Source organism: Acinetobacter qingfengensis (assembly GCF_008693185.1).
Classification (GTDB): domain Bacteria; phylum Pseudomonadota; class Gammaproteobacteria; order Pseudomonadales; family Moraxellaceae; genus Acinetobacter; species Acinetobacter qingfengensis.
The window spans coordinates 120,807-135,097 of record NZ_VXKN01000004.1; the positions used below are offsets into that span (position 1 = coordinate 120,807).

At 40.7% G+C, this 14,291-nt stretch carries 11 protein-coding genes and 2 tRNA genes; 6 read left to right on the forward strand and 7 right to left on the reverse strand.

Going from position 1 to position 14,291, the window contains the following annotated elements; translation table 11 throughout:
* The first annotated feature begins 102 nt into the window (after nt 1-102).
* Nucleotides 103-624, forward strand: coding sequence for a sigma-70 family RNA polymerase sigma factor (locus tag F4V57_RS06855; RefSeq protein WP_070070532.1), 522 nt, complete (start codon nt 103-105; stop codon nt 622-624).
* 19 nt (nt 625-643) lie between these two features.
* A complete protein-coding gene (locus F4V57_RS06860; protein ID WP_070070531.1) occupies nt 644-1,621 on the forward strand; it encodes a FecR family protein in 978 nt (325 codons plus the stop codon).
* Nucleotides 1,622-1,698: 77 nt separating this feature from the next.
* Here F4V57_RS06860 and F4V57_RS06865 read toward each other — a convergent pair.
* From F4V57_RS06865 to F4V57_RS06880, 4 genes are all read right to left on the reverse strand, one after another.
* Nucleotides 1,699-1,774: transfer RNA gene (locus tag F4V57_RS06865), tRNA-Lys, on the reverse strand.
* Nucleotides 1,775-1,818: 44 nt separating this feature from the next.
* Nucleotides 1,819-1,894: transfer RNA gene (locus F4V57_RS06870), tRNA-Lys, on the reverse strand.
* Between the two features lie 137 nt (nt 1,895-2,031).
* A complete protein-coding gene (locus F4V57_RS06875; RefSeq protein ID WP_070070530.1) occupies nt 2,032-3,873 on the reverse strand; it encodes a long-chain-acyl-CoA synthetase in 1,842 nt (613 codons plus the stop codon).
* A 163-nt stretch (nt 3,874-4,036) separates the two neighbouring features.
* On the reverse strand, nt 4,037-7,402 hold the full coding sequence (locus F4V57_RS06880; protein WP_070070529.1) for an Rne/Rng family ribonuclease: 3,366 nt from the start codon (nt 7,400-7,402) through the stop codon (nt 4,037-4,039).
* A 758-nt stretch (nt 7,403-8,160) separates the two neighbouring features.
* Between F4V57_RS06880 and F4V57_RS06885 the strand changes: the two genes are divergently transcribed.
* The 4 genes from F4V57_RS06885 to F4V57_RS06900 all read left to right on the forward strand — a co-directional run bounded on the left by F4V57_RS06885 (nt 8,161) and on the right by F4V57_RS06900 (nt 12,191).
* Complete coding sequence (locus tag F4V57_RS06885) at nt 8,161-9,099, forward strand: RluA family pseudouridine synthase (RefSeq protein WP_070070528.1); 939 nt, start codon at nt 8,161-8,163, stop codon at nt 9,097-9,099.
* The gene (locus F4V57_RS06890; protein WP_070070527.1) at nt 9,096-9,755 is read left to right on the forward strand and encodes an HAD family hydrolase; all 660 of its coding nucleotides are present in this window, start codon (nt 9,096-9,098) and stop codon (nt 9,753-9,755) included. Before F4V57_RS06885 ends, F4V57_RS06890 begins: the two co-directional genes overlap by 4 nt.
* Before the next feature lie 123 nt (nt 9,756-9,878).
* Nucleotides 9,879-11,048, forward strand: coding sequence for a benzoate/H(+) symporter BenE family transporter (locus F4V57_RS06895; protein WP_070070526.1), 1,170 nt, complete (start codon nt 9,879-9,881; stop codon nt 11,046-11,048).
* A gap of 144 nt (nt 11,049-11,192) precedes the next feature.
* A complete protein-coding gene (locus F4V57_RS06900) occupies nt 11,193-12,191 on the forward strand; it encodes a cation diffusion facilitator family transporter (protein WP_070070525.1) in 999 nt (332 codons plus the stop codon).
* A 26-nt stretch (nt 12,192-12,217) separates the two neighbouring features.
* Here the strand turns inward: F4V57_RS06900 and F4V57_RS06905 are convergent, their stop codons facing one another.
* The 3 genes from F4V57_RS06905 to F4V57_RS06915 are packed head-to-tail and all read right to left on the reverse strand — an operon-like array spanning nt 12,218 to nt 14,200.
* Nucleotides 12,218-12,592: a DUF4870 family protein gene (locus tag F4V57_RS06905; protein ID WP_081409249.1), complete on the reverse strand. Its 375-nt coding sequence runs from the start codon at nt 12,590-12,592 to the stop codon at nt 12,218-12,220.
* A 26-nt stretch (nt 12,593-12,618) separates the two neighbouring features.
* A complete protein-coding gene (locus tag F4V57_RS06910) occupies nt 12,619-13,245 on the reverse strand; it encodes a DUF1294 domain-containing protein (RefSeq protein WP_070070523.1) in 627 nt (208 codons plus the stop codon).
* A 1-nt stretch (nt 13,246) separates the two neighbouring features.
* Nucleotides 13,247-14,200 (reverse strand): homoserine kinase, encoded by a 954-nt coding sequence (locus F4V57_RS06915; protein ID WP_070070522.1) that lies wholly within the window; start codon nt 14,198-14,200, stop codon nt 13,247-13,249.
* Nucleotides 14,201-14,291: the final 91 nt, after the last annotated feature.

Here is a 14,291-nt window from a genome sequence, read left to right on the forward strand (position 1 = left end):
GAATATTAAAATGGACTTTATTACAGATGCTTTCGGGCACAGTATTTACAAATATAGACTTTATATTGATAATAATTATTATTTTCTAATTTAGTATTTGTCATGTTTTCAGATAAATCTCTGAATAAACACCAGATAACCCAGCATGTCGATCATCTCTATAGAGATCATCAACCTTGGTTATACGGTTGGTTTTGTAGAAAGCTTGGCAACCGAAGTGATGCTGCCGATTTAACGCATGATACGTTTGTTAAAATTATAAGCCGTTATACTGATTATTATTACTATGAACCTCGTGCTTTACTCACTACTGTCGCAAAAAGTCTATTATTTAATCTTTACCGCCGTAGACGGGTAGAGCAAGCCTATTTAGCAGTTTTGGCAGAAGATCAGCGCAATGAAACCGGCATTAATCTCGAAGATCATATCTTGTTGATTGAAACACTGTGCGAACTCAGTGAAATTATTGAAAGCATGCCAGATCGACCTAAACAAGTGTTTATTCTGGCACAATTACAAGGTGTTGGTTATGCGGGTATTTCAGAGCAATTAGGGATTTCTATTGCCACAGTCAAGCGGGATCTAGCCAAAGCAATGGCACTATGTTTTATGGCGATGGAATAAAATTTGAGAAATTTTTTCAATGACGCAGCAATCTGATCAACAAGTAAGGCAACAGGCATATGAGCAGGCTGCGCACTGGTATATGCAGCTAAAAGAACAGGGGTTTAGCGAGGAACAACAACAGGCATTTGATCAGTGGCTAAATGCCAATAGCTTGCATCAGCATATCTGGCAAAATGTCACCATGTTTGATGAGAAGTTTAATCGCTTATCCAGACCAGTTTTAGCAAAAACCATGGCACATATACAGCATAAAAAGAAAGTATCTGGCGGTAAATGGTGTTTAGGATTGCTTGCAGTGATGACCGCTTTTTACGCTTATCAGAGTATTCGTCAGCAGGATTATTTACCGGATTTATTAAGTTTTGATGCCGTGGATGTTTATACAACGCGTATGGGAGAAACGCAATATTTAACGTTACAGGATGGTAGTCAAATCTGGATAAATAGTGCATCTAAAATTCGGGTTAAATATACAGATTTTCAACGCCAGATTGAGCTTGCCCAAGGTGAAATTTTTATTGAAACGCATCATGATGTACAAAAACGGCAGTTTTATGTCAGTACATCGCATGGGAAATTGCAGGCTCTGGGGACAGTATTTAATGTGCATTATCTGCCTGATCAAACCGAACTCAGTGTAAAAGAGGGTATTGTCAGAATTCAGACGGTACATGGTCAATATCATCAGGATATCACAGCGGAGCATGCTGCTGTATTTGATCAAAATCAAATTCATCAAGATAATTATCAAGCTACACAATTTCTTTGGCGTGAACATTTGTTGGTGGTACATAGCATGCCACTTAAACAAGTTGTTGCAGAGCTATCCAGATATTATCCAGGCGAAATCGAACTTGATCCTTCTTTGGAACAAGTCTTGATATCAGGTTCTTATTCGACACAAAATATTGAAAAGACCCTAAAAATTTTAGCCACAACCTATCAATTCAATATGAGAGTTATCTCTGAACAAAAGCTGAGAGTTCAACAGTAAGTTATTTAAGTTAAGACAAACTGAAAAATTTAGACAATAAAAAACCTCTCATTTTTATAGAGAGGCTTTTTGAATATTGGTGGGTCGTCCGCGACTCGAACGCGGGACCAATGGATTAAAAGTCCACTGCTCTACCAACTGAGCTAACGACCCTTACAGGTATTTGCAAAAATAATTTTTACAAAGCAAAACATTAATGGTGGGTCGTCCGCGACTCGAACGCGGGACCAATGGATTAAAAGTCCACTGCTCTACCAACTGAGCTAACGACCCATTCGTTTTGATGCTGCGTATTGTAGCAATTTATTTATAGAACACAAGGGGAAATTATCGATAAGTCCAATATTTGCCTATAAAAAAACCATATCGATTGGTGTCTGGTTTTTTTATAGGCGACTTTTCGTGTCATTTTAAAAATGATAATCTGCTTGAATAATCCCTTGATAGATGTCATCGCGCATTAATATATATTGTTGCTGTTGTGGCAATAATACATATACGGGATCTTTACAATTTTCTGGATCAAAGGCTTGTTCCTTTAACCGTGCTTTGGGATATTTAAATGTAGTGGTGGTTTCCATTTGTTGCTGGATACGAATAAATACAGGAATGGCATAGGCTGGTAATTGTTGTTTGAATAAATCAACCATATCCGCTAAATCCTGAGCATTCAGAGAACAATTATCTTTTAGACAAATTGCTGCCATCCCTGCACGGCCATTAGTTTGGGGAATTTCAACACCATAAACTGCAACTTCAGCAATTTTCGGGTGTGTTCCAATGATGTTTTCAACTTCTGTTGTAGATACATTTTCACCTTTCCAGCGAAAAGTATCACCAAGTCGATCCACAAACTGAGCATGTCTAAAACCGAGGCTACGTACCAGATCTCCGGTAATAAAATAATGATCACCTTCTTTAAACACATTTTGCATCAGCACTGCTTTATTTTTTTCCGGGTCGGTATAACCATCAAAAGGGGTACGTGCGGTGATTTTCCCAATCAATAACCCTGTTTCTCCTGCTTTTACTTTTTGGCAAAAACCATTTTTATCACGGATTGGTTGATTAGTTTCTTTATCAAATGCAACAATTGCATATGGCAGGGGAGAAAAACCGACTGTATTATCAAAGTTAAAGACATTGTTAAAGCCAATATTTCCTTCGCTTGATGCATATAGTTCCAGTACTTCTTTGATACCAAAACGTTTTTTAAAATCCTGCCAGATATTTGGGCGCAAACCATTACCAATCATCTTGGTGACACGGTGATTGTGTTCATCTTCAGAAGGTGGATTATCCATCAAATAGCGACACAGTTCACCAACATAGCCAATTGCTGTTGCATCAAATTTTTTGACATCTTTCCAGAAGTTGGAGCGGGAAAATTTACGGCGTAGCGCCAGCGTAGCCTGACCAGCAATTACACCGCACCAGCATACCACCATACCAGTTGCATGATAAAAAGGCAGAGTTGAATACAATACATCATCATGGTGTAAATCAATAATATGCCCATAGGTGCCATAGGCAAGTGTCCAGCGTCCATTACTAAAAATTGCAGCTTTGGGTAGGCCTGTCGTTCCGGAGGTATAAATATAAAATACACCGTCCTTTCCTACATTTTGTTGTGTGGTCGGTGGATTGAATTGTGCGTATTGTGGCAGGATTTTTGCCAGATTTTGAAAATTCTTTGGGGCTTGTCCAGTATTTTTTAAGGTTTCCTGATCAGCAAACCAGTATTGGCGTTCTGGTGTAATGTCCAGATGCTCACGGATATCCAGAATAGCTTGCTGGCACTCTTCTCCAAGAATGAGGGCAATGGGTTTAACCAGATTGATACTATGGGTTAATACCTTATGTGTTTGAGCAGTATTCACCAATGCAGAAATTACCCCGATTTTTGCTAAACCTAATACTGTTGCAAGAAGTTCGGGACGATTTTCAATCATTACCGCAACTACATCACCTTTTTTTGCATTTATAGACAAAAAATAATGCGAGATCTGATTCGCCCATGCATTAAGTTCTGCATAAGTAAATTTTTGTTCTTCATAGCGCAGGGCAATACCTTGCGGATGTTGATGTACTGCTTTTTCAAAGGCGACTGCGAAGCCAGTTGGCGTATCTTTTTTTCTGAGGTAAGTTTGACTAAGGCCTGTCGCAATATAGGGAAGCTTTTTTACTACGCCAGGAAGATGTTTTAGCATGTCGGTGAAAGAAATCACTTCATTTTTTGCATCTTGGCTCATACTGCATATCCTATTTTGTTTCATTTGTTGGGAAATATTGGGTTAACCAGTAGAAATTATATAAAGTCACATAATTTCAATGAATTAGTAAATAAGTTATATCTGAAATAGAAAAACCTAGTCAGAATTTTGACTAGGTTTTGTTGTATTTCATACTGATACATTATGCATCTGTATCAGGTGTTGCCGGTTTTTTAGGTGGACGGCCACGTGGACGGCGAGGACGAGCAGGTTTCTCTTCTTCTGCGGTTTTGGCTTTACGTGTACGAGGTGCTTTGACTTTCTCTGTAGCAGGTACTGCATCAACGGGTGCCACTTGTTCTTCGCTAACATTGGCTTGAGCAACGGTTTCCACCGGTGTTTCTGCACTAGCTGTTTCGCTAGGGATAATAGCTTCCAAAGTTTTGTCAGATACTACTACAGGCACATTGGCTGTTTCTGGTGCAGTAAGTTCAAAAGTAGGCTGGGCCACAGGATCCGAATGGTTTTCTTCAGTGCCTGTAATGGTTACTTGTCCTGCTTCAGTTGGTTCAGGCGTCGCCTGCTGTTTTTCCAAATCAGCCAGAAGTGCCTGTTTTGCCAGACGGCGACGTTCACGAGGGTCATTTGCCACACGTGTCGCTGGTGTTTCTGGCGGTGTTAATGGCAGTACTTCTACCTGTTCCTGATTGATGCTTGGTGGTAACACAACATCACGGGTAACAGGTTGTTGGGCATTTTGTTCAGCATTATCATCTTCTTCATTGATGGTGTTAACAGCCAAACTTTGTAAGTGTTTTTGTAATGCTCGGTTAAAAGTTGGAATTAAACCAAATTGTTCAATCAAGACATTACAGTCTTCACCATAAATATGGCGAATTAGGCCACCTACATTAAATTGTGCCAGACTTGCCAATGCCTGTGCAGTTAATGCAGGTTTGCTATTCTTTTGTACTGCGGTTTGCGGTTTTTGTTGAGTTTTACGACGGCGGCGTTCGCGAGGGTCATTACTGGCTCGCTTAACTTCGCTTGATGCGGTCGTTTCTGACTGAACTACGGACTGCTTTTCCTGTTTGTCATCAGAAGTGGCATTTTGTTCTACTTCTTCTGCAAGGTGGGCGATTTGTTCCGCAGCAACAGGTGTGATTTCAACTGTTTGCTCAGGATGAATTGTTTGAGTTGCAGCAACTGGCACCGGAGCTGTTGCATGTGCCGGATTGATTGCCAAAATTTCAGTTTGCGCAGTATCCAGGTTAACTAGCATCGCTGTTGGTAATACTTCGGTCGCTGGTTGATCAATGATATGAACTTTTACACTGTCATCTGTCTTGTGTTGAGGTGCAGTATTTTGTTCTAAAACAACCGGATCGCGATGACGTGGTTGCCGCTGTGGACGATTTTGATTGCGGTCACGGCGTGGAACTTGTTGTTCCTGTACTTCATTTTGCGTGTCCTGATGACGTTTGTTGCGACGTTGTTGTTCCTTGTGATGTTGACGTGGCGCAGGTGTTTCTTCTATTACTTGTACAGGAGCCGTTTGTGGCTCTTGACGTGTGTCTTGCGGACGTTGCTGATCACGGGCGTCTTTACGATTGCGTTTGTCCTTACGACGACTTGGACGTTCTTCTTTCTCTAGCGAAGCGTTTTGTGGTTCAGGTGTTGTAGTGCTGGATGCTGCTGTGAGGTAACCATTGACGGTTTCTGCTTGTACTACAGGTGATTTTACAACCTGTTGAGCAATATCTACATGACCATGTTGTCCGCGACTGATCGCACCGCCATTTACCATTTGCTCAATTGCGGCTGCCGCATTGTTGGCAGTACGGCTCTGATCAATCGTTTTGGCTTGTTTTTGCACAAATAGATTTTCTAACCATGCACAAGGGCTTGCTATTGCAGTTATCGGAACACTTGTCTGTTGTGGTGCTGTGGTAACCTGTTTTTTCGGTGCAGGCGTTGTCGGCACTGAAGTGCTACTGATCGAATGTTCAATTGCATCTTCGATGTGCCATGCAGAAGATTCATAACCCAGATCTTTTTCGCTGGAGCGGGTGGCTTCTGTGCGCTCATAGCTTGATGGTGCAAAGCCAGACGGATTGTATTGAATTTCGTAATGTGGTGTTTCTAAGTGTGGATGCGGTAAAACTGTTACACGTACATTTGAGGTTTGCTCTAAATAAACCAGACTATGGCGTTTCTCATTAAGCAAGAATGCTGCAATTTCAACCGGAACCTGAACCTGAATTTCGCCTTGACGTTCCTGTAATGCCATTTCTTCGACTTTACGCATAATGGATAAGGAAAGGGAGCGTAAATCACGTACAATACCTGTACCATGACAGCGAGGGCATAAGGAACCCGTTGACTCTTCCAATGATGGGCGCAAGCGTTGACGGCTCATTTCCATCAAACCAAAGCGAGAAAGTTGACCGAACTGAATACGTGCCCGATCACTTTGGGTTGCTTCACGGAGTTTGGCTTCAACCATGCGTTGATTGCGTTCTTTACTCATATCGATAAAGTCAATAACAATCAAACCACCCATGTCACGCAGGCGTAATTGGCGGGCAATTTCTTCTGCTGCTTCAAGATTGGTATTTAGCGCAGTTTCTTCAACATCATGACCTCGAGTGGCTTTTGCCGAGTTGATGTCAATTGCAACAAGTGCTTCGGTCTGGTCAATCACGATTGAACCACCGGAAGGTAATTTTACTTCACGTTCATAAGCCGTCTGGATTTGGCTTTCAACCCCAAAGTGTGCAAATAAGGGTTCATTTAACGTATAGGTTTTAAGTTTGTCGAGTTGACGAGGCATGACTGCACGAACAAAGTTGTAAGCTTCATTGTAGGCATTTTCACTGTCAATCAGGATTTCTGAAACATCATCACGTAGGTAGTCACGAATGGCACGAGTAACTACACCTGCTTCCTGATGTACCAGCATCGGTGATGGGCCTGAACTGGCCGTTTTTTTAATCTGTGCCCAAAGATCCAGTAGATGCTGTAAATCCAGTTGTAATTCTTCTTTACTGCGTCCAATACCCGCGGTACGGACAATAATACTCATTCCACGAGGTACATCTAATGCTGCTAAAATTTCCTTGAGTTCTTCACGAGTAGAGCCGGAAATTTGACGGCTAATTCCACCACCTTTCGGGTTGTTTGGCATTAATACCAGATAGCGACCAGCAAGTGAAATATAAGTAGACAGTGCGGCACCTTTATTGCCACGTTCTTCTTTTTCAACTTGTACTAGAAGCTCGGTTCCTTCACTGATTAATTCACGGATATTGTGATTGTCACGTGGATCTGCCTGAAGATAAGAATGTGCAATTTCGCGCATGGACAAAAAGCCCTGACGGCCGGCACCATATTCTACAAATACTGCCTCAAGTGAGGGTTCAACTCGAGTGACATGACCTTTATAAATATTGGCTTTCTTTTGTTCACGGGTACGATTTTCTAAATCAAAGTCGTAAAGACGATTGTCCGTGACAAGTGCAACACGAACTTCTTCTGCATGTGTCGCATTAATCAACATACGTTTCATGGGTGTAATACCTTATCATGATATACACCAGCAAATTGGCAACATTAAGCATTCCTGAAAACTTGATGCATTTTATGGTATCAATCAAGTTCAGGTTTGGGGTACCAGATGGGCTAAAAGCGCTGTTCATCGTGATGCAAAACCCAAGCTGCCTATGATATTCACTGGGCAGACCGCTGCATATAAGGTGATCGACTGGATCTTTCGCAATGCTGTATTCAACATCTGGTTGGGCATGGAATGTGACGTCATGCACCAGAATGTGGAAGCAAAGAACCTTAATACATCAATCGGGCGACCTGAATATCTATTTTAGGGCGCAATTTATCTGATGTTATCAGTTTACAATTTACTAACACTGAGATCTGCTGATCATTCCATTCATAAATGAATTGCGTTTTCAGCTAAGACTGCAACAGATCTGATTGGTTAGCCATAAATATATTTCGTCTGGGTTGTTTTGTGTCAAACAATTTAAAAAACACAAACAAACAGACATTTTGCCGATATAATTTGCCCCTCGGCATAGGCATATTCTTTGGGGACCAAACACGTTATCTTATGTGCATCAAGAGATCAGTGTACAAGAGTTGACCTGATCACGTCATATTTGATGGACGGTAACGTTGGTATCCGTGCGCTGAATATAGCAAATGCATGACCATCTGCCTATGGGGTAGATCCTTTTTTTTAGGCAAAATTTAGGCTTGTTTGTTTAAAAAATACTCAAAACCGTAATCATTAGGGCAATATTGTACATGACACATTCTGATCTGCCGTGGCAAAGCGTAAGCTGGTTTGATGTAACAGAGCATCAGGACGGACAGCGTATCGATAATTTTCTGTTTAGCCGTTTAAAAGGCGTACCTAAAAGCAGGGTTTATCGCCTGATTCGTGAAGGTGAAGTACGTGTCAATAAAAAACGTGTCAAAGCAGAAAGTCGCTTGATTTCAGGAGATCAGGTGAGGGTTGCACCGATTCGTATGCAACAGCATGATGCTGAACAGGTCGTTCCAGTTGGAGATAAGGTTGCACAAGGCTTATTAAAAAGAATTGTCTATGAAGATGAAGGCCTACTTGTGGTGAATAAACCTTCAGGGATTGCAGTACATGGCGGTAGTGGTGTAGCGTATGGTTTGATTGAAGCACTGCGTCAGGCCACTGGTAAAAAATATCTTGAACTTATTCATCGTATTGACCGGGATACTTCGGGTCTGGTAATGATTTCAAAAAAACGCAGTGTGTTAAAACTATTACAGGATGATTTGCGTGCGCATCGGATTAAAAAAACTTATGCAGCGATTGTAAAAGGTGTCGTCACACTGGATGAACAATTGATTGATGCACCTTTATTACGTTATGAGCTTGCCAATGGCGAAAGACGAGTACGTATTTCCAAGGAAGGTAAACCAAGCCAGACCATTTGGAAAGTTGCAGAGCGGTTTAAACACGCCACACTGGTTCATGCTTCTCCATTATCCGGACGTACACACCAAATTCGTGTTCATGGTTTAAGTATTGGACATCCGTTAATTGGTGATGATAAATACGGACATCAAACACCATTTCATGATGTGGATGCTCGCCGATTGTGTTTACATGCCATGCGCTTAGAAATTCCAAATTATCCTGTCATAAATGCACCTTTACCTGAAGATATGCAGGCAATTGTGGCAAAACTTAGGATGATCAAATGACACAGCAATTCGATTTGGTGATTTTTGACTGGGATGGTACTTTGTTTAATTCGGTTGGTCAGATTGTGAAAAGCTTACAATTCGCTGCACAACAGTATCAGCAGAGTCTAAGTGATGATGCAGCAAAAAGTATTATCGGTTTGGGCTTGCCGGAAGTAATGCAAACTTTATTTCCTCATGTGCCTGAGTTACAAGAAAAAATTTTGCAAAGTTATTCTGATCATTATGTGGAACATTCTCTGCATGATTATTGGTTTGATGGCGTGTCAGAGATGTTGGCTGCATTAAAAGCACAACATAAAAAATTGGCGGTGGCAACCGGGAAAAGCCGTAAAGGTCTAGACCGTGTTTTGGCTAAAACAAATAGCCAGCACTTATTTGATATTACCCGTGCGGCCAGCGAAACTCGCTCCAAACCTGATCCATTAATGTTGGAGCAAATTTTGAGCCATACAGGTATTCCTGTTGAACGTGCAGTAATGGTCGGTGATACCAGCTACGATCTGGAAATGGCACAATGTCTGAATATGCCACGTGTTGCGGTTAGTTATGGGGTTCACGATTTGGCCACACTGAAACAATATCAACCGAACTACATTGCACATCATGTAGATGATTTGGCCGAGTATTTATTACAATCTTCATCTTCACATTAATTTTTTGTTTCAGAGGAAATTTAACCCTAAGTAGAAATATGGGGAAAAAAGCTTGCAATGATTTCAGATTTTTTTGAATCCGTGTAAGCTAGATGAGAATTATTGATTTTACAGCACGTTAAAATGTCAATCTCCAAGGATATCTCTTTCTCAGCCATTGTTGCTGGCTTTATTGCTGTGGTTATTGCTTATGCCAGTTCGGCAGTGATTATCTTTCATGCTGCCCAGACAGGTGGTCTGTCTACAGCGCAAACTGCATCATGGTTAGCATCAGCCTCATTAGGATGCGGTTTGGTTACTTTTTTTCTCAGCTTAAAACTAAAAATGCCGATTATAACTGCCTGGTCAACGCCCGGTGCAGCATTATTGGTGACTGCTTTACCACTTTATTCGCTGAGTGAAGCCATTGGTGCATACATTATTTCCGCTATTCTGGTTATTGTTTTTGGCGTGACCGGCTTATTTCAAAAAGTCATGCGCAAAATTCCCATGAGTATTATTGCTGCAATGCTGGCTGGAATTTTACTACAGTTTTGTTTGCAGGCTTTTGCCCAGATCCAATTGCAAGGTGCATTGGTTGGGGTGATGTGTATCGGTTATTTTATAAGCAAGATTTTACTGCCACGTTATGCGATTGTGTGTACGTTATTGATTGGATCGGCCTTGGTATTTTTTCGGCATGACCTAGCGTGGAGTAGTATTGATTGGTCGATGACCATACCTGTATTGACCATGCCAACATGGTCGGTGTCTGCGATTTTTGGCATTGCCTTGCCATTATTTATTGTGGCAATGACATCACAAAATGCCAGTGGGCTGGCAGTAATGCAAACTTCAGGTTATCAAGCTCCGGAATCAAAACTGATTACTCATACTGGAATTATGTCGTTATTAACAGCACCATTTGGTTCTCATGGCGTGACCTTATCTTCGATTACTGCGGCAATTTGTACCAGTTCAGATTGTCATCCTAATGCCGAAAAACGCTATATTGCTGGATTAAGTTGTGCTTTTTTCTATGTATTATTTGCAGTTTTTGCACAAAGTATGGTGGAGCTTTTTGCTTTAGTACCTAAAGCTTTTATTGTTGCAATTGCTGGATTGGCCTTATTTTCTGCTTGTAGCCATGCTTTGAAATCGGCATTGGCAGAAGAAAATAATCTGGATGCAGCCATGCTTACTTTTATGGTGACAGCATCAAATTTAACTTTGTGGGGAGTGGGATCTGCATTTTGGGGGTTGTGTGCAGGCGTTTTACTTTATCTTGCCATGCAGCAGTTACAGAAAAAATAAATTTTAATCAGGGATATGCTTGAGTCATTATTGACAGAAAAATATCCCTGAATTGTCATTCTATTTAAATTCACCAGAAAAATAATAAAGCTTAGAGATGATGCGCTACAATAACAATATTCTTTTGAATCATTCTCATGCGATATGAAGCAGACTCCTCTTGTTGATAAAAAGCTGGGCAAGAAAAAAAATTCCAGTAGAATTGTGGTCTATGCAGCCTTAGCAGGTAATTTTGCGATTGCAATTGTTAAATTTATTGCTGCATTTGTGACCAATAGCTCGGCTATGTTAAGTGAAGCGATTCACTCTTTGGTTGATACATTAAATGAGATTTTACTCTTACATGGTTTAAAGCGTTCGGAGCGTAGTGCGGATATGACGCACCCATTTGGTTATGGTCGTGAATTGTATTTCTGGGCGTTTATTGTATCATTGATGGTCTTTGCATTGGGTTCAATTGTATCGATTTATCAGGGTATTATGCATATCCGACACCCCGAAGTGATGCAAAATTTGTATATTAACTATATTGTACTGGGGTTTGCCATTTTATTTGAAGGTACATCATGGTTGATTGCATTAAGAGAATTTAAAAAAACCAAGGGACGATTGGGATATTTTGAGGCTTTTCGACGTAGTAAGGATCCGACAACATTTACAGTGTTGTTTGAAGACTCGGCAGCATTGCTAGGATTGGTGACAGCACTGATCGGGATTACGGCTAGCCACTATTTTAATCTACCTGAACTTGATGGTGTGGCTTCGGTAATTATTGGTGTAATTCTGGCGATTGCAGCATTTTTATTGGCTCGTGAAACCAAAGGGCTACTATTAGGTGAAGCGGCTGATCCACAGTTACGTAATAATGTGATGGTGATTGCTTCTGAAGATGAAGCTGTTTTATCTGCCAATGGGTTATTGTCAGAGCAAATTGGTGCACATCAGGTATTGATCTTATTAAGTCTTGAATTTAAAGATAATTTAACAAGTGATCAGATTGAACAATGTATTAATCGCATTGAAGCCAAAGCAAAATCCATGCATCCAGAAATTGTAACTTTATTTATCAAGCCGCAGGCGCAGACCGTATGGTTGCAAAAGATGCGTGACCGTATTCAGGCCACACAACAGTTGGATAGCTAATTAAAACGAGCGTTTGAAAATATCGGTCAAGGTTGATACATTGGCCGATCTTCGGTCAAAGTGATCAATCCTCGTACACAACGATAAACATGCCAGATCCATGCAACTACAATGATCATTACCGCAATGAACGGCATGCTGACCCACCATGTAGATTTATACATAAAAACAATCAGGAATGCGCACAGCAGAGCAAACACATTCCAAAATAGATACCACCAGAAGCTACGAATTTGCCATTTGAAATGGCTTTCCAGCATCGTGCCACGCACACTGTCATATTTTACATAGTTAATAATCAGGGCAACAATGGCCAGAATACCGACAGAAAAAATCGCTGCAATATAAAATGAATAAAGAATATAGGTAAGATTTTTTTGATCTTGTTCAGTTGCCATCATATTGTCCTATTTATTGAATACATCCATCAGAAGTACAGACGCTGTACCCAGACTGAAAAGGCAATTAAAACAAAATTGATTACAATAGAAAGTGCAAAATAAGTTTTAAACGGTTGTTTTTGTGTTTTATGCCGAAAATGTTGTGCAGCAAACCATGCTGCTGTCCAACCGCCTAAAGCACTCATCAATAATAAATGTTGTTCGGCAACCCGTGCCTGATTTTGTATGGCAGCTTGCTTATCTTGATAGTAAATCCAGTAAGTATAGGCATTGATAAGCATAATCATCAATAAACTTAGTGGAATGAGTTGGCCAAAGGCAGACATGACCAATAAACCAACCCAATAAATCGCCATAACAATAAAGATTGGATGAAAACTGGTTGATTTTTTCATCTGATTTGAGGTGCTGGATTGTGTTTTTTGTACTTGTTTGGCTTTGACATAACGAACATTAATGGCTTGAGGGCGGGATTTTTGATCCAACCCTAAATCATATTCAATTACGCAACCCTGAATAGGACGTGGCCCATGCTGTGAAAAACTTTTGATATGCAGAAATAATCGATTATGCCGAGGATCGGTAATACCCTGAATAAAGCCATAACCCTGTTCATCATGCCATTCGATCAGGCGTCCCTGATAACGTGCCATATTAAATCATTCCAGCATTTAAACGATCGACAAGCATGGCGCGCATAACAGCCGGATCCTTAACAAAAACATCAGCGCCAGTACGTCCCTCAAGGCGATTAAGTCTGGCGACATTCAAACGTAATAACCAGAAGCGACATGCAGCCATTGCCAGATAAATATTTAAACAGGCCTTTTCATCTGCTGTTAATGGACGAACATCTTGATATGCCTGCAAAAATGCTTGTACATATTGCGTATTTAAGGTTACATCAGGGTATTGGGTACAAAAATCATTGATGGTAATGGCGATATCGAACAGTAATTCATCATGATTAAGTTCAAAAAAGTCTAAAATACCAGTGAGCTGATCACCCTGAAATAATGTGTTATCACGAAATAAATCTGAATGAATCCAGCCTTTTGGGCGATCAGGATGTTGCGTTTGTAAATGTTCAAACTTTGCATACACCTGATCAAACAATTGTTGATCATCTGCATTCATTTCGGCAGTTTTAAGGATTTGGCCAATATTGGTCCAGTAGGCATGTCCACGATCATGGCTTCGGATCATTTTAAAATGCTGTAAGGCAGTATGTAACTTTGCCTGTGCCTTAGCGATTTCGATAACCTGGGCAAGACTGGTCTGCATGGGATGTTCTCCCCAAACCCGTGGTGCAATTTGAGCAGGTTTATTCAGTAAAGTATGAATGGCTTGTTGCTGATAAAGTAATGGTGTAGCAACCGGGACACCGTGTTGTTGTAATTGTTGTAGAACAGGAACCAGCTCGCCCGCACTTTGTGCAGTTTCATTCTCAAATATGGTCAGTACGTATTGTTTCTGATCGGCACAGACTAAAAAATAATTGGTATTTTGAATGCCGCCTTGAATGGGATTTAATGCGATCACTTCCAATCCATAGGCAGTTGCAAATTGTTGTGCCTGAGCCAGAGAAAGCTGTGTATAAACTGACATAATGAAGAAAACCTACGGACAAATAACATATTTTTGCTAGAATAACTGCTTATTGCCCTAAGGTGTAGCCTGAAAGGCAAATTATCTTGCA

Bases quoted from the DNA above. Each gene is read 5' to 3' on its own strand.
- F4V57_RS06855 (WP_070070532.1), top strand. From the start codon at position 103: ATGTTTTCAGATAAATCTCTGAATAAACACCAGATAACCCAGCATGTC.
- F4V57_RS06860 (WP_070070531.1), top strand. From the start codon at position 644: ATGACGCAGCAATCTGATCAACAAGTAAGGCAACAGGCATATGAGCAG.
- F4V57_RS06875 (WP_070070530.1), bottom strand. From the start codon at position 3,873: ATGAGCCAAGATGCAAAAAATGAAGTGATTTCTTTCACCGACATGCTA.
- F4V57_RS06880 (WP_070070529.1), bottom strand. From the start codon at position 7,402: ATGAAACGTATGTTGATTAATGCGACACATGCAGAAGAAGTTCGTGTT.
- F4V57_RS06885 (WP_070070528.1), top strand. From the start codon at position 8,161: ATGACACATTCTGATCTGCCGTGGCAAAGCGTAAGCTGGTTTGATGTA.
- F4V57_RS06890 (WP_070070527.1), top strand. From the start codon at position 9,096: ATGACACAGCAATTCGATTTGGTGATTTTTGACTGGGATGGTACTTTG.
- F4V57_RS06895 (WP_070070526.1), top strand. From the start codon at position 9,879: ATGTCAATCTCCAAGGATATCTCTTTCTCAGCCATTGTTGCTGGCTTT.
- F4V57_RS06900 (WP_070070525.1), top strand. From the start codon at position 11,193: ATGAAGCAGACTCCTCTTGTTGATAAAAAGCTGGGCAAGAAAAAAAAT.
- F4V57_RS06905 (WP_081409249.1), bottom strand. From the start codon at position 12,592: ATGATGGCAACTGAACAAGATCAAAAAAATCTTACCTATATTCTTTAT.
- F4V57_RS06910 (WP_070070523.1), bottom strand. From the start codon at position 13,245: ATGGCACGTTATCAGGGACGCCTGATCGAATGGCATGATGAACAGGGT.
- F4V57_RS06915 (WP_070070522.1), bottom strand. From the start codon at position 14,200: ATGTCAGTTTATACACAGCTTTCTCTGGCTCAGGCACAACAATTTGCA.